Here is a 17862-nt window from a genome sequence, read left to right on the forward strand (position 1 = left end):
TTATCGAACTGTTGGCGACACTGAAAGAAAAGGATGTGCAGCTGTCCGTCAAAGGCGATCAACTGGTGTTGCAGGGTAACAAGCTGGCCTTGAGCGAGCCGGGTGTGCTGGCTTCGCTGCGCGAACACAAGGCCGCGCTGATTGCCTTGATCAACGCCGGCGACTACTCGGCGCAGCGCGCCGGGCAGGTCGACGTGCCAGCCAACGCCATCGCGCTCGATTGCACCCATATCAGCCCGTCGATGCTGCCACTGGTGAACCTGAGCCAGGCGAGCATTGACCATATCGTCGCCCAGGTCCCGGGTGGCGTGGCGAATGTGCAGGATATCTACCCGCTGGCGGCACTGCAGGAAGGGATCTTCTATCACCACGTGACGGCGCGCCAAGGGGACCTTTACCTGATGCGCTCACAGTTCGCGATCACCACGCGGCCACGCCTGGAGGCGTTTGCCCAGGCTGTGCAGCAGGTGATCGATCGTCACGACATCCTGCGTACCAGCATTGTCTGGGAGGGCCTGGATGAGCCGGTGCAGGTGGTCTGGCGCCAGGCGCAACTGGTGATCAACGAGGTGGCACTGGACCCGGCCGAGGGGCCGATTACCGAGCAGTTGTACCGGCGCTTCGACGCCCGCGCCCTGCACATGCACTTGGGCCAGGCGCCGCTGCTACGGGTGGTTTTCAGCGAAGACCCGGCCAACCAGCGCTGGGTGGCGATGCTGCTGTTCCATCACATCGCCATTGACCACGTCGCCATGCAGGTGGTGTACGAGGAGATCCACGCGTGTCTGTACGGCGGTGTCGAGCAACTTGGCGCGCCGGTGCCGTACCGCAACTATGTGGCCCAGGCGCGCCTGGGCACGACGGCGCAGGAGCACGAAGGGTTCTTCCGCGACATGCTTGGTGACCTGGATGAGCCGACCTTGCCGTTCGGTCATCAGGATGTCCAGGGCGACGCGCAGGTGCACGAGCTGGCTCACGTGCTGGACGCTGACTTGAGCCGGCGCCTGCGTGCCCAGGCCCGGCAACAGGTGGTCAGCGTCGCCAGCCTGCATCATTTGGCCTGGGCCCAGGTGCTGGGGCGGATCAGCGGGCGCGACGACGTGGTGTTCGGCACCGTGCTGATGGGGCGCATGGGCGGCGCTGAAGGCAGTGAGCGCGGGCTGGGGCTGTTTATCAATACCTTGCCGCTGCGCCTGGATGTCGGGGCGCTGGACGTACAGGCCGCGACCAAGGCCGCCCATGCGCGCTTGACGCGCCTGCTGGGGCACGAGCACGCACCGTTGGCGCTGGCCCAGCGTTGCAGCCGCGTGGCCGCGCCCACACCGTTGTTCAGCGCCTTGATCAACTATCGCCAGAGCCTGGCGCCGACGACAAACGTGGCGCAATGGGACGGTATCGAGTTGCTCGGCGGCGAGGGGCGCAGCAACTATCCCCTGGTGCTGTCGGTGGATGACGTCGGTGAGGACTTCAACCTGACCCTGCAAGGGGTGGCCAGCATGCCGTTGCCGCGCATCCTCGGCTATTTGCTCACCGCGCTGCACACGCTGGTCGACGCCTTGGAGCAGGGCCACGCCACACCGATGCAGGCGTTGCCGATCGTGCCCGCTGACGAGCGTGCCCGCCAGGTGCTCGGGTTTAATCGCAGCGCAAGGGATTACCCACGCGGCCAGACCCTTCACGCCTTGATCGAGGCCCGCGCGCTGGCGCAGCCCCAGGCGTTGGCCGTGTGCCAGGGCGAGCAGCACCTGAGCTACCAGCACCTCAACGAGCGGGCCAACCAACTGGCCCATCAGCTGATCGAATTGGGCGTCGGCCCCGATGACCGCGTCGCGATCTGTGCTCGGCGCAGCGTCGACACCCTGGTCGGCCTGGTGGCGATCCTCAAGGCCGGCGCCGCCTACGTACCGGTGGACCCGGCACACCCACAGGAACGCATTGCCTACCTGTTGCAGGACAGCGCCCCTGTTGCGGTGCTGGTGCAGTCGGCCACCGCCGCGTGCGTCGCCGGGCTGTCGGTGCCGATCATCGACCTCGACGCCAAGACCTGGCCCGCCGCATCGACCGGTAACCCCCAAGTGCCCGGCCTGACCCCGGCGCACTTGGCCTATGTGATCTATACCTCCGGCTCCACGGGCCAACCCAAAGGCGTGATGGTCGAACACCAGACCCTGGAAAACCTGGTGAACTGGCATTGCGATGCGTTCGACTTGCACGCCGGCAGCCATACCTCCAGCGTCGCCGGCTTCGGTTTTGATGCGATGGCCTGGGAGGTCTGGCCGGCCTTGTGCGTCGGCGCGACCCTGCACCTGCCGCCCGCCCATCAAGCCCATGAAGACATTGAGGCGTTGCTGCAATGGTGGCGGGAACAGCCGCTGGACGTCAGCTTCTTGCCCACGCCCGTGGCCGAGTACGCCTTCAGCCAACCGCTGGAACACCCGACGCTCAAGACCTTGCTGATCGGCGGCGACCGCCTGCGCCAGTTCAATACGCCGCGGCGCTTCAAACTGATCAACAACTACGGCCCGACCGAAGCCACGGTGGTCGCGACCTCTGGCCTGATCGAAGCCGGCAAGTCCCTGCACATCGGCAAACCGGTGGCCAACGCCCAGGTCTACGTGCTGGATGCGCACCAGCAGCTGTTGCCCCAAGGGGTGGCCGGTGAGCTGTATGTGGCCGGTGCCGGGGTGGCACGCGGGTACCTCAATCGCGTGCAAATGAACGCCGAATGCTTCCTCAAGGACCCGTTCAGCCGCGACCCGCAGGCGCGCATGTACCGCACCGGTGACCTGGTGCGTTGGGGTGAAGACGGCACCCTGGAGTACCTGGGGCGTAATGACGACCAGGTGAAAATCCGCGGCGTGCGCATCGAGCTGGGTGAAATCGAAAGCCGCCTGGGCGAGCAGGCGCAGATCCGCGAAGCGGTGGTGCTGGCGTGCGACGGTCGGTTGGTGGCGTATTTCACTGAGCATCAACCATCCGCCGTGGACATCGAGGCCCTGCGCAGCGCCTTGCAGGCGCAGTTGCCGGAGTACATGGTGCCGAGCGCTTATGTGCGCCTGGACAGCCTGCCACTGACCGCGAACGGCAAGCTCGACCGCAAGGCCCTGCCGGAGCCGGGTCCGGAGTCGATGCTCAATCGGGGTTATGCCGCACCTGAGGGCGAGGTGGAGACCACCCTCGCGTACATTTGGGCGGATGTGCTCAAGGTCGAGCAAGTAGGGCGCCATGACCATTTCTTCGAGCTGGGCGGGCACTCGCTGTTGGCCGTCAACCTGGTGGAACGCATGCGCCAGGCCGGGCTCAATGCCGACGTACGCGTGCTGTTCAGCCAACCCACCCTGGCCGCGCTCGCGGCGGCAGTGGGCAGTGGCCACGAAGTGCAGGTGCCGGCCAACCTGCTGGTGCCGGGCCTGCGCCATATCACTCCGGACCTGCTGCCGCTGGCACCGCTCAGCCAGGCCAACATCGACCTGATCGTGGCTGCCGTGCCCGGTGGCGTGGCCAACGTGCAAGACATCTACCCGCTGGCACCCTTGCAGGAAGGCATTCTCTACCAGCACTTGTCGGCTGCGCAGCGCGATCCCTACCTGCTCAAATCGCAATTCGTCTTCGATGACCACGCGTGCCTGCAGGCGTTTTGCCAAGCGTTGCAACAGGTCATCGAGCGCCATGACATCCTGCGTACGGCGGTGCTCTGGGAGGGTCTCGAACAGCCGATGCAGGTGGTGTTGCGTCACGCACAGCTGGCGGTTGAAGCATTCAAGCCAACCCTTGGCGACGTGCCGGTCGTCGAGCAGCTGCGCGCTGACGTGCAGAACCGTTATACCCGCCTCGATTTGAGCCAGGCGCCGCTGATGCGCGTGGTCTACGCCGACGACGTGGCGAACGGGAAGGTCGCCGCGTTCTTTCTGTTCCACCATCTGGTGCTTGATCACACCGCCGTGGAGGTGGTGCAGCATGAAATGCAAGCCCACCTGCTCGGGCAGGCCGACCGCCTGGGAGCGGCGGTGCCGTATCGCAACTACGTGGCCCAGGCGCGCCTGGGGGTCAGTGAGCAGCAACACGAGGCGTTCTTTCGCGCGATGCTGGCGGACATCGACGAGCCGACCCTGCCGTTTGGCCTGCCGACCGTCGAAGATGACGGGGAGTGCATCGACGAAGCCAGCCTGACCCTCGACGCGACTGTGAGCCGGCGCTTGCGCACGCGTGCGCGGCAACTGGGCGTCAGCCCGGCCAGCGTGTTCCACCTGGCCTGGGCGCGGGTATTGAGCGTGGTCGCGCAGACCGACCGCGTGGTGTTCGGTACGGTGATGATGGGCCGCCTGCAAGGCGGTGACGGCGCCGACCGCGCACTGGGTATGTTTATCAATACGCTGCCGTTGCGCGTCGATGTCGACACGCAAGCGGTGCAGACGGCGGTCAAGGCCACCCACGCCAGCCTGAGCGGCTTGCTTGGCCATGAGCATGCCTCGTTGGCCCTGGCGCAACGCTGCAGCAGTGTCGCGCCCGCCACACCGTTATTCAGTGCCTTGCTCAACTACCGGCACAGTGCCGAGCCCTCGGCGGCCGCGCTGGCCGAGTACCAGCGCGCGTGGCGCGGCATTGAGGTGATTGACGTGCATGAGCGCACCCATTACCCGTTGAGTGTCAGCGTCAACGACCTGGGCGAGCTGTTCAGCCTGAGTGCATTGGCGGTGGCCGAGATCGGTGCAGAGAAAGTCTGTGCTTACTTCAATACCGTCATCGAGCACTTGGTCGACGCCCTGGAGCACACGCCGTTCGCGCCACTGAACGGCATTTCGATGCTGCCTGGGGCCGAGCGCGAGCACGTGCTGCAGGGGTTCAATGCGACCGCCAGGGACTACCCGCGCACGCAGACCCTGCATGCGCGGTTCGCAGAGCATGTGGCCGCGCAGCCGCTGGCACTGGCCGCGGTGCAGGGCGAGCAGTCTTTGAGCTATGCGCAGTTGAACCGGCGTGCCAACCAACTGGCCCACCATTTGATCGGCCTGGGCGTGGCACCGGGCGAGCGCGTGGCAATCCTGCTGGAGCGCTCGCTGGACCTGCTGGTCAGCCAACTGGCCGTCAGCAAGTGCGCGGGCGTGTATGTGCCGCTGGACGTCAACGCACCGCTGGACCGTCAAGGCTTCATGGTTACGGACAGCGGTGCGCAGTGGGTGCTGGCGTTGGCCTCGGTCGAGGTGCCCGAGGGCGCCCGTCGTCTGGACCTGGACCGCCTCGACTTCACTGACACCCCCGACTGCAATCCGGCGCTGGAGCAATCGGCCGAGACGGCGGCGTACATCATGTACACCTCCGGCTCCACCGGCACGCCGAAGGGCGTAGTGGTACCGCACCGGGCGATCACGCGGTTGGTGATCAACAACGGCTATGCCGATTTCAATCAGCAGGATCGTGTGGCGTTTGCCTCCAACCCGGCGTTCGACGCCAGTACGTTGGACGTGTGGGCGCCGTTGCTCAACGGCGGTGCAGTGGTGGTGGTCGACCAGGACACGCTGTTGTCCCGGGCCGATTTTGCTGCGCTGTTGCAGCAGCAGGCCGTCAGTGTGTTGTGGATGACTGCCGGGCTGTTCCATCAGTACGCCGAGGGGCTGCTGCCGGTGTTCAAGCAGCTGCGCTACCTGATTGTCGGCGGCGATGTGCTCGACCCGAGCGTGATTGCCCGGGTGCTGAAAGACGGCGCGCCGCAGCACCTGCTCAACGGTTATGGCCCGACCGAAGCGACTACCTTCTCGACCACCTTTGAAGTCACCTCGGCCGAGGAGGGCAGTATTCCGATTGGTCGGCCGGTCGGCAACAGCCGTGCCTACGTGCTGGATGCGCAGCAACAACCGGTGCCGGTGGGGGTGAGTGGTGAGCTGTATATCGGCGGGCAGGGCGTTGCCTTGGGCTACTTGAACCGTGCCGACCTCACCGCCGAGAAATTCCTCGTTGACCCGTTCAGTGACGCCGGCTTGATGTACCGCACCGGCGACCTCGTGGCCTGGCGCGCCGACGGGACCTTGCAGTACCTGGGGCGTAACGACCAGCAGGTGAAAATCCGTGGTTTCCGTATCGAGCTGGGCGAGATCGAGACGCGTCTGAGCGAGCACCCACACGTCAAGGACGCCGTGGTGCTGGCCCGTGAAGACGCGCCGGGGCACAAGCGTCTGGTGGCGTATTTCACTGAGCGCGACAGCGTGGAGGTCGCGACGCTGCGCGACTACTTGCTGGCGCAGCTGCCGGACTACATGGTGCCCGCCGCCTATGTGCGCCTGGACAGCCTACCGCTCACCAACAACGGCAAACTCGACCGCAAGGCCCTGCCGGCACCGGACCAGGACGCCTTGCTCAGCCGCGGCTACGAAGCCCCGCAAGGTGAAGTGGAAAGCGCGCTGGCGCACATCTGGGCGGATCTGCTCAAGGTCGAACAGGTCGGTCGTCACGATAACTTCTTTGAACTGGGCGGCCACTCGTTGCTGTCCGTGAGCCTGATCGAACGCATGCGCCAGGCCAACCTCAGCGCCGATGTGCGTGTGCTGTTCAACCAGCCGACCCTGGCGGCGCTGGCTGCTGCCGTCGGTTCGGGGCGTGAGGTGGCCGTGCCGGCCAACCTGATCAGCGCCGCGTGTGAACGCATCACCCCGGACCTGTTGCCCCTGATCAGCCTGGACCAGGCCAGTATCGACCATGTCATTGCCCAGGTTCCGGGCGGCGTGGCCAATGTGCAGGATCTCTATGCCCTGGCGCCGTTGCAGGAAGGCATTCTCTATCACCACATCACGGCCGAGCAGGGCGATCCCTACCTGCTGCAGTCGCAAATGGCCTTTGACAGCCACGAGCGTTTGCAGCGTTTTGCCCACGCCCTGCAAGGCGTGATCGACCGCCACGACATCCTGCGTACCGGGATGGTCTGGGAGGGCTTGAGCACCCCGGCGCAGGTCGTGTGGCGCAAAGCCGAGTTGCCGCTGCAGGAGCTGATCCTCGACCCGGCCGACGGCGATATCCTGACCCAGTTGCATGCGCGCTTTGACGCGCGGCACTACCGCCTTGACGTCAGCCAGGCGCCCCTGATGCGCCTGGCCTACGCCCGCGACGAGCGCAACGACCGTACCGTGGCGGTGCTGTTGTTCCACCACATGGTCCTGGACCACACCGCGCTGGAGGTGGTCAGTTGGGAAATGGCCGCCAGCCTGTTGGGCGCCACCGAGCCACTCCCGGCGCCGGTACCTTACCGCAACTACGTGGCCCAGACGCGCCTGGGCGGGGTTGAGCAGGAGCATGAACGCTTCTTCAGCGAGATGCTCGGCGACGTTGACGAGCCGACGCTGCCGTTCGGCCTCAAGGACGTGCAGAGCGACGGCAACACGGTGACTGAAGTCACCCAGACCTTGCCGGTGGACGTCAGCCGGCGTCTGCGCGCAGCGGCGCGCACCCTTGGGGTCAGCGTGGCCAGTCTGTTCCACTTGGCCTATGCCCAGGTGCTGGGCGCGGTCTCGGGCAGGCAGGACGTGGTGTTCGGCACGGTCCTGGTCGGGCGCATGCAGGGCGGCGAAGGGGCTGATCGTGCGCTGGGGATGTTCATCAACACCTTGCCGCTGCGCGTCGACCTCGGCCAGCACAGTGTACAGGCCGGCGTGCGCGCTACCCACGCACGCCTGTCGGCGCTGCTGGGCCACGAGCATGCCTCGTTATCCCTGGCCCAGCGCTGCAGTGGCGTGGCCGCGCCGGCGCCATTGTTCAGCGCGATGCTCAACTATCGGCACAGCGCCAGCGATGGCGTGATGCATCAGACCCGTGACGCCTGGGTAGGCATCGAGACCCTGGCCAGCGAGGAGCGCACCAACTACCCGCTGGCATTGAACGTGGATGACCAAGGTGACAGCTTCCGCTTGAACATACAGGCCATCGCGGTGGATGCCCAGCGCGTGGTCGACTATGTGCAGACGGCTTTGCACAACGTGGTGCAGGCGTTGGAGACCGACCCGCACAGCGCCTTGCAGCAACGCTCGGTGCTGCCGGCCGCGGAGCGTGAAACCGTGCTGCTGGCGTTCAATGACACGGCCCGCGACTACCCGCTGCAACAAACCCTGCATGGCCTGTTCGAAGCCCAAGTGGCGCGCACACCGGACGCCGTCGCAGTATTGGCGGACGCCCGGCACCTGAGCTATCGCGCGCTGAACGAGCGCGCCAACCGCCTGGCCCATCATCTGCGCGAGCTCGGTGTGGTGCCGGATTCGCGGGTGGCGATCTGCGTCGAACGCAGCCTGGAAATGGTGGTTGGCTTGCTGGCAATCCTCAAGGCCGGCGGCGGTTATGTGCCGCTGGACCCGGCCTATCCGCTGGAGCGCCTGGCCTACATGCTAGAAGACAGTGCGCCGGCCGTGGTCCTGGTCCAAGGCGCTACCCGTGCCTTGCTGGGTCACCTCGACGTGCCGGTCGTCGACGTGGAGTGCCTCACCTGGCAACAGCAGCCGGCGAGCAACCCGCTGATCGCCGAGTTGACCCCACAACACCAGGCCTACGTGATCTACACCTCCGGCTCCACCGGCAAGCCCAAGGGCGTCATCAACGAACACCGCGCGGTGGTCAACCGCCTGCTGTGGATGCAGGAAGCCTACGGCCTCGACGCCAGCGACACGGTGTTGCAGAAAACCCCGTTCAGCTTCGACGTGTCGGTGTGGGAGTTCTTCTGGCCGCTGTTGACCGGGGCGCGCCTGGTCATGGCCCGTCCTGACGGGCACAAGGACCCCGCGTACCTGTGCGAGATCATCCAGGCCGAACGTGTCACCACGCTGCACTTTGTACCGTCGATGCTTGAAGTGTTCCTCGCCCACGGCGATGTCAGCCAGGCGGCCGGGCTGGTGCGGGTGATGTGCAGCGGCGAGGCACTGCCGGGCAGCGTGGTGCGCCGCTTCAAGCAGCAACTGCCGGCCAGCGCCTTGTTCAACCTCTATGGGCCGACCGAAGCGGCGGTGGACGTCACCGCCTGGGACTGCGCCGGGCCGACGACCCCGGACAACACGCCGATCGGCAAGCCGATCGCCAATACCTACCTCTATGTCCTCGATGAGCACTTGCAGCCGGCGCCACTGGGCGTCAGCGGCGAACTGTTTATCGGTGGCGTGCAAGTTGCCCGTGGCTACCTGAACCGCCCGGAACTGACGGCCGAACGCTTCCTCGACAACCCCTTCAATACCGGGCGCCTGTACCGCACCGGCGACGTCGGGCGCTTCCTGGCCGACGGCAATATCGAGTACCTGGGCCGCAACGATGACCAGGTCAAGATTCGCGGCCTGCGCATCGAACTGGGGGAAATCCAGGCACGTCTGGGCGAATACCCGCAGATCCAGGAAGCCGCGGTGCTGGCCCGCGAGGACGTGCCGGGCGACAAGCGCCTGGTGGCCTATTACACCGGCGTGCCGGCCGAGGCCGACGCCTTGCGCACGCACCTGCTGGCGCGATTGCCGGACTACATGGTGCCGCAATTGTTCGTGCACCTTGAGGCGCTGCCACTGAGCCCCAACGGCAAGCTCGACCGCAAGGCCCTGCCGGCACCAGACCTCGCGGCATTGCGTACGCGTGAGTATGAAGCGCCGGTGACCGACACCGAAATCGCACTGGCCCGGCTCTGGGCTGAGTTGCTGGAGGTCGACCAGGTTGGTCGACATGACCATTTCTTTGAACTGGGCGGCCATTCATTACTCGCCGTCAGCCTGATCGGGCGGTTACGCCAGGAAGGCATCGATGCAAACGTCAAGGCGCTGTTCAAGCAACCCACCCTTTGGGAATACGCCGAAATTACAGAAAGAATGGAGATGGTCCTGTGAGTGTTCTCGAACTGTTGGCGACATTAAAAGAAAAAGACGTTCAGCTTGCCGTCAAGGGTGACCAACTCGTGGTGCAGGGCAACAAGCAAGCGTTGAAGGAACCCAGCGTATTGGCGTCGCTGCGTGAGCACAAAGCCGCGCTGATCGCCTTGATCAACGCCGGAGAGTACTGTGCCGAACGCGCCGGGCAGGTCACGGTGCCGGCTAACCGCATCCCCGCCGATTGCACGCATATCACCCCAGACATGCTGACGCTGACGACACTGGACCAGGCCAGCATCGAGCGCATCGTCGCGTGCATCCCGGGCGGAGCGGCCAACATCCAGGACATCTACCCGCTGGCCCCGTTGCAATCGGGCATTCTGTTCCATCACCTGTCCGCGCAGCAGGGCGACCCCTACGTGCTGCAATTCACGATCCGCATGGACAACCGCCAATCCCTGGACGACTTCAACCAGGCCGTGCAACACGTGATCGACCGGCATGACAGCTTGCGTACCGCCGTGTTGTGGGACGGCCTGGAAGAACCCCACCAAGTGGTCGTGCGCCAGGCGCGCCTGCACGTGGAAGCCGTCGCCCTGGACCCGGCTGCCGGCGATATTCGCCAGCAACTGGAGCAGCGTTTCGACAGCCAGCATTTCCGCCTGGACATCAACCAGGCGCCGCTGATCCGCATCGCCTATGCGCAAGATCCGCTCAATGATCGCTGGCTGGCGTTGCTGATGTTACATCACATCGTCTCCGACCACGGCGCGTTGGCGGTGGTGCAACATGAAATCCAGCACTACCTGTTGGGCCAATCTGCGCAACTGGGCAAGCCGGTGCCGTACCGCAATTACGTGGCCCAGGCACGCCTGGGTGTCAGTGAGCAGCAGCACGAGGCGTTTTTCCGCGAGATGCTCGGCGACGTGGACGTACCGACGCTGCCCTTTGGCTTGGCGGATGTGCAAGGGGACGGCCACGTACTGCAAGAGGCCGAGCTGGCGGTACCGACGGCGTTGGGCCGGCGCCTGCGCGCCCAGGCCCGCCAGCAGGGCGTCAGCACGGCCAGCCTGTGTCACCTGGCGTGGGCCCAGGTGCTGGCGGCGGTCACCGGCAATGAACGGGTGGTCTTCGGCACGGTATTTCTCGGGCGCATGGAAAGTGGCGAAGGCGCCGAGCATGCGCTGGGCATGCTGATCAACACCCTGCCGCTGCGCGTCGACGTGGGCGAGCACAGCCCGGCGGCCGCGCTCAAGGCGACCCATGCGCGGCTCACCGAGTTGCTCGGGCATGAGCATGCGCCCTTGGTGCTGGCACAACGTTGCAGCGCAGTGGCGGCGCCGCACCCCTTGTTCAGTGCCTTGCTCAACTATCGCCACAGTGCCCCTGACCTTGGGACCGCCCAGGCCCAGGCGGCATGGCGCGGTATCGAGTTCTTCCATACCGAAGGGCGCACCAACTACCCGCTGACCCTGAGTGTCGATGAACTGAGCGACGGTTTTGCCTTCACCGTCCAGGCGTTGCCGGTGCTGGGCGCGCAACGTTTTTGCGAATACATGCTCACCGCACTGGAACATCTGGTGCAGGCGCTGGAGCAAGGCTCATCGATAGCTATCAACCAACTGCCGGTGTTGCCAAGTGCCGAACGTGAACAACTGCTCAAAGGCTTCAACCAGACCCAGGCCGACTACCCATGCGGGCTGACCCTCCACCAGCGCATCGAACAACAGGTGCTGCGCGACCCGCAGGCGGTCGCAGTGGTCTGCGACGGGCGGGCGCTGTCTTATGCCGAGCTGAACCAGCAGGCCAACCACCTGGCCCTACAACTGCTTGAACTGGGCGTGCGGCCGGACGATCGCGTGGCGATCTGCGCGCGCCGCAGCCTCGAAACCCTGGTCGGCCTGGTGGCGATCCTCAAGGCCGGCGCGGCGTATGTGCCGATTGACCCGGCACACCCGCTGGACCGCATCGGCTACCTGCTCGAAGACAGTGCCCCGGTGGCGGTGCTGGTACAGCCGGGCCTGGCTGAGCGTTTGCCGGCCCTGCAAGTACCCGTGCTGGAACTCGACAGTCGCCGGCTGCAAGGGCCTGCGCAAGACAATCCACACATCGCCGGCCTGACCCCGGCGCACCTGGCGTATGTGATTTACACCTCCGGGTCCACCGGCCTGCCCAAAGGCGTGATGGTCGAACACCAGACCCTGGAGAACCTGGTGAACTGGCACTGCCAGGCGTTCGACCTGCACGCAGGCAGCCACACCTCCAGTGTCGCCGGGTTTGGTTTCGACGCGATGGCCTGGGAAGTCTGGCCGGCCTTGTGCGTGGGCGCGACCCTGCATCTGCCGCCGGCGGCCCACGGCAATGAAGACATTGATGCGCTGCTGGCCTGGTGGCGGGCGCAGCCGCTGGACGTCAGCTTCTTGCCGACCCCGGTGGCCGAGTACGCCTTCAGCCAGAACCTGCAGCACCCCACCCTCAAGACCCTGCTGATCGGCGGCGACCGCCTGCGTCAGTTCAGCCAGGCGCAATCGTTCACCCTGGTCAACAACTACGGCCCGACCGAGGCCACGGTGGTGGCGACGTCGGGTGTGATTGAAGCCGGGCAGCCCCTGCACATCGGTAAACCGGTGGCCAACGCCCAGGTCTACCTGCTCGATGCACAACTCAAGCCGGTGCCGCTGGGCGCGACCGGTGAGCTGTATGTCGGTGGCGGCGGGGTGGCGCGGGGCTACTTGAACCGGGCGCAAATGACCGCCGAACGTTTTGTGAATGATCCGTTCAGTGCCAAACCGCAGGCGCGCATGTACCGCACCGGCGACCTGGCGCGCTGGCTGCCTGACGGCAACCTTGAATACCTGGGGCGTAACGATGACCAAGTGAAGATCCGCGGCGTGCGCATCGAACTGGGTGAACTCGACAGCTGCCTGGGCGCGCACCCGCAGGTCCGTGAAGCGGTGGTGTTGGCCCGCGACGGACGCCTGATCGCCTATTTCACCGAGCGCGAGGCGCTGGACATCGAAACCCTGCGCGGTTTTATGCAGGCGCAGCTGCCGGAGTACATGGTGCCGTCCGCTTATGTACGCCTGGACCACCTGCCGCTGACCGCCAACGGCAAACTGGACCGCAAGGCCCTGCCGGAGCCGGACCACGAGGCCATGCTCAGCCGCAGCTATGTGGCGCCGCTGGGCGAAGTGGAAGCCACCCTGGCGCAGATCTGGGCCGATGTGCTCAAGGTCGAGCGCGTCGGGCGCCATGACCATTTCTTCGAATTGGGCGGGCATTCGTTGCTGGCGGTCAGCCTGGTCAGCCGCATGCGCCAGGCCGGCTTGAACGCCGATGTGCGTGTGCTGTTCAGCCAGCCGACGCTGGCGGCGTTGGCCGCGGCCGTCGGCCATGGCCGTGAAGTGACGGTTGCACCCAACCGCATCCAGGCTGATTGCCAACGCATTACTCCGGACCTGTTGCCCCTGATCACCCTGGACCAGGTCAGCATCGACCGTATCGTCGCCAGCGTGCCGGGCGGTGTCGGCAATGTGCAGGACATCTACCCGCTGGCACCGCTGCAGGAAGGCATTCTGTACCACCACCTGAGCGCTGAGCAGGGCGACCCGTATTTGCTCCAGGCGCGTTTCAGCTTTGCCGACAGCCAACGCTTGCAGGCGTTTGTACAGGCGTTGCAGGCCGTGATCGACCGGCATGACATTTTGCGTACCTCGATTGTGCTGGCGGGCCTGCCGGCGCCGGTACAGGTGGTGTGGCGCAACGTCGAACTGGACGTGCAGAACGTGGTGGTAGATACCGCCAACGGTGATGTACTTGCCCAACTGGAGCAGCGTTTTGGCGCTCGCCAGCATCGCCTGGACCTGGCCCGCGCACCCATGATGCAACTGGTGCATGCCCAGGACCCGGCCAACCAGCGTGTGGTCGCGATCCTGTTGTTCCATCACATCGCCCTGGACCATACCGCGCTGGAGGTAGTGACCCAGGAAATGCAGGCCTACCTGCTGGACCCGAGCGCTGAACTGCCGGTACCGGTACCGTATCGCAATTACGTGGCCCAGGCGCGCCTGGGCGTCAGCGAGCAAGAACACGAGGCATTCTTCCGCGAGTTATTGGGCGACATCGACGAACCGACGTTGCCGTTCGGCCTGCAGGATGTGCAGGGCGATGCCCAGACGATCGAAGAGGCCGGCCTGGACGTCGATCCCGAATTGAACCGGCGCTTGCGCAGCCAGTTGCGCCACCTTGGCGTCAGTGCCGCGAGCCTGTTCCACTTGGCGTGGGCCCAGGTACTGGCCGGTGTCACCGGCAAGCAAGACGTGGTCTTCGGCACGGTATTGATGGGCCGCATGCTCGGCGGTGAAGGCGCCGAACGGGCGTTGGGGATGTTCATCAATACCTTGCCGTTGCGCATTGATGTGGACAGTCGCGATGCCCGCGCCGGCGTACGCCAGGCGCATTCGCGCTTGAGCGCGCTGCTGGGCCATGAGCATGCCTCGCTGGCCCTGGCGCAACGCTGCAGCCAGGTGCTGGCCCCGTTGCCATTGTTCAGTGCGCTGCTCAACTACCGCCATAGCAGTGTGGGCGATGGAGCGGCACAGACTCAACAAGCCTGGCAGGGCATGGAAGGGTTGGGCTGCGAAGAACGCACCAACTACCCACTGAGCTTGAACGTCGATGAATGGGGTGACGGTTTCAGCCTGACGGTGTTGACCCTGCCGGAAGTGGGGGCGCAACGCCTGTGCGCGTTTATGCATCAGGCATTGGAACACCTGGTGCAGGCACTGGAGCAATCGTCCACGACCGCGCTGCACACGCTGGCGATCCTGCCGGCCGATGAGCGTGAGCAGGTGGTGACGACCTTCAACGCCACCGCGCGCACGTACCCCAAGACCCAGACCGTCCACGGGATTTTCGAAGTCCTCGCTGCCGCGCAACCGACGGCATTGGCCGCCGTGCACACGGCACAACGGGTGACTTACGCCGAGTTGAATGCACGGGCCAACCGCCTGGCCCATCACTTGATCGGCCAGGGCGTGGCGCCGGGCGATCGCGTGGCGATCCTGCTCGAACGCTCCGTGGACCTGCTGGTGAGCCAGTTGGCAATCAGCAAGTGCGCGGCGGTGTATGTGCCGCTGGACGTTAATGCGCCGCTGGACCGTCAAGGTTTCATGGTCGTGGACAGCGGGGCACAGCTGCTGCTCAGCGTGGGCTCGATCGAGGCCCCGCTGGGTGCGCGTCGCCTGGATCTCGACCGCCTGGACCTGAGCGCTGGTCCCGACAGCAACCCGGCGCTGGCGCAATCGGCCGAGACGGCGGCGTACATCATGTACACCTCCGGCTCCACCGGCACACCGAAGGGTGTATTGGTACCGCACCGGGCGATCACGCGGTTGGTGATCAACAACGGTTATACCGATTTCAATCAACACGACCGCGTAGCGTTTGCCTCCAACCCGGCGTTCGATGCCAGTACCATGGACGTGTGGGGCCCACTGCTCAATGGCGGCCAGGTACTGGTGATCGACCATGCCACGTTGCTCGACCCCGCTGCCTTCGGCCTGGCCTTGAAAACCGGTGGCGCAAGCATTCTGTTTGTGACCACGGCGCTGTTCAACCAGTACGTGCAGATGATTCCGGACGCTCTGGCCGGCCTTCGCGTGCTGCTATGCGGTGGCGAACGAGCTGATCCGGCGGCGTTCCGAACCCTGCTGGCGCACGCGCCGCATCTGCGGCTGGTGCATTGCTATGGGCCGACGGAAAGCACCACCTACGCCACCACCCATGAAGTCACGGCGGTTGCCGAAGGGGCTGAAAGCGTGGCGATCGGCCGGCCGATTTCCAATACGCAAATCTATGTGCTGGACGCGCAGTTGCAGCCAGTGCCGCTGGGGGTGACAGGCGAAATTTGTATCGGTGGTGACGGGCTTGCACTGGGCTATTTGAACCGGCCGCAGCTGACTGCCGAGAAGTTCGTGCGCGATCCGTTCGCGCCGCACACGGGTGCACGGCTGTACCGCACCGGCGACCTTGGGCGCTGGTCGGCGGATGGCCTGCTCGAATGCGTCGGGCGCAATGACCACCAGGTGAAAATCCGTGGCTTTCGCATCGAGTTGGGCGAGATCGAGACGCGCCTCAGAGAACATCCACACATCAAGGACGCCGTGTTGCTCGCCCGTGAAGACGAACCCGGGCACAAGCGCCTGGTGGCGTACTTCACTGAGCATGACGCGGTCGACATCCAGGCGCTGCATCAGCACCTTCAAGCGCAGTTACCGGACTACATGGTGCCGAGCGCCTATGTGCGCCTGGCCAGCCTGCCGCTGACCAACAACGGCAAGGTCGACCGCAAAGCCTTGCCCGCACCCGATCAGGACGCCTTGCTCAGCCGCGGCTATGAAGCGCCGCAAGGCGACGTGGAGAACGTGCTCGCACAGATCTGGGCCGATGTGCTCAAGGTCGAGCAGGTCGGTCGGCACGACAACTTCTTTGAACTGGGCGGGCACTCGCTGCTGGCCGTCAACCTGATCGAGCGCATGCGCCAGGCCGACCTGAGCGCCGACGTGCGCGTGCTGTTCCGCCAGCCAACCCTGGCAGCGTTGGCCGCCGCCGTGGGCAGTGGCCGTGAAGTGGCCGTGCCGGCCAACCTGATCAGCCCCGAGTGCACGCGCATTACCCCCGAACTGTTGCCGCTGGTCACACTGGATCAGGCGAGCATCGAGCATATCGTCGCGCATATCCCGGGCGGTGCGCCGAACGTGCAGGATATCTACCCGCTGGCACCGTTGCAGGAAGGCGTGCTTTACCACCATATCCGTGCCGAAACCGGTGATCCCTACCTGCTGCAATCGACTTACGGTTTTGACAACCTGGAGCGTTTTCAGGTGTTCGCCGAGGTGTTGCAGGCGGTGATCGATCGCCATGACATCCTGCGCACCAGCCTGGTCTGGCAAGGTCTGGAAAACCCGGTGCAAGTGGTCTGGCGCAAAGCCGTACTGGGGGTCGAGCAGATACACGTGGATGCCCGCGGCGCTGACGTCGCGAGCCAACTGCGTGAGTGTTTCGACGCCCGTCATTATCGTCTGGACCTGACCCAGGCGCCGTTGATGCGCATCGTGTATGCCCATGACGAGGCTAACCAGCGTGTGGTCGCCTTGTTGATGTTCCATCACCTGGCCATGGACCACACCGCGCTCGACGTGGTGCAACAGGAAATGCGCATGCACCTGCTGGGGCAAGCGGAGCAACTGGGCCATGCGGTGCCGTACCGCAACTACGTGGCCCAGGCTCGCCTGGGCAGTTCCGAGGCAGAGCACGAGCGGTTCTTCCGTGACATGCTCGGTGATATCGATGAGCCGACCTTGCCGTTCGGCCTGCAGGACGTGCAAGGCGATGGGCATGGGGTGGGCGAAGCCACGCACCTGCTCGATATCGACTTGAGCCTGCGTCTGCGTGAACAGGCGCGCCAGAGCGGCGTGAGTGCGGCCAGCCTGTTTCACCTGGCCTGGGCGCGTGTACTCGGTACGTTGTCGGGGCGCCAACAGGTGGTGTTCGGCACCGTGTTGCTCGGGCGCATGCAAGGCGGTGAAGGTGCGGACCGCGCGCTGGGCATGTTTATCAACACCTTGCCATTGCGGGTCGATGTCGATGCTGCGGGCGTGCGCTCAGCGGTCAAGTCCACCCATGCACGCCTGACCGCATTGCTTGGTCATGAGCATGCGTCCCTGGCCCTGGCACAACGTTGCAGCGGGGTGCCGGCGAGTACGCCGTTGTTCAGTGCCTTGCTCAATTACCGCCACAGCGGTGTGGTCGACGACGTTGCCGCACACGACGAGGCGTGGCGCGGCATGTACTTCTTGTATGCCGAAGAGCGTACCAACTACCCGATCACTCTCAGCGTCGATGACCTGGGCGTGCAATTCAACCTCAGTGCCCTGGTGGTCTCGCCCCTGGAGGCGCAGCGCATCTGCGGCTACCTGCTCAACGCCGTGGAACAGCTGGTGCAGGCGTTGGAGCAGGCACCCCACACACCGTTCGAGCAGTTGCCGGT

At 65.1% G+C, this 17862-nt stretch carries 2 pseudogenes; both read left to right on the forward strand.

Going from position 1 to position 17862, the window contains the following annotated elements:
* Positions 1-8: 8 nt before the first annotated feature.
* Positions 9-9830: pseudogene (locus tag M5B43_RS12845) on the forward strand (amino acid adenylation domain-containing protein); the annotation flags it as partial.
* A 188-nt stretch (positions 9831-10018) separates the two neighbouring features.
* Positions 10019-17773: pseudogene (locus M5B43_RS27260) on the forward strand (amino acid adenylation domain-containing protein); the annotation flags it as partial.
* Positions 17774-17862: the final 89 nt, after the last annotated feature.

The sequence above is a fragment of the Pseudomonas sp. MWU15-20650 genome, from assembly GCF_023242475.1.
In the GTDB taxonomy this organism is placed as follows: Bacteria; Pseudomonadota; Gammaproteobacteria; order Pseudomonadales; family Pseudomonadaceae; genus Aquipseudomonas.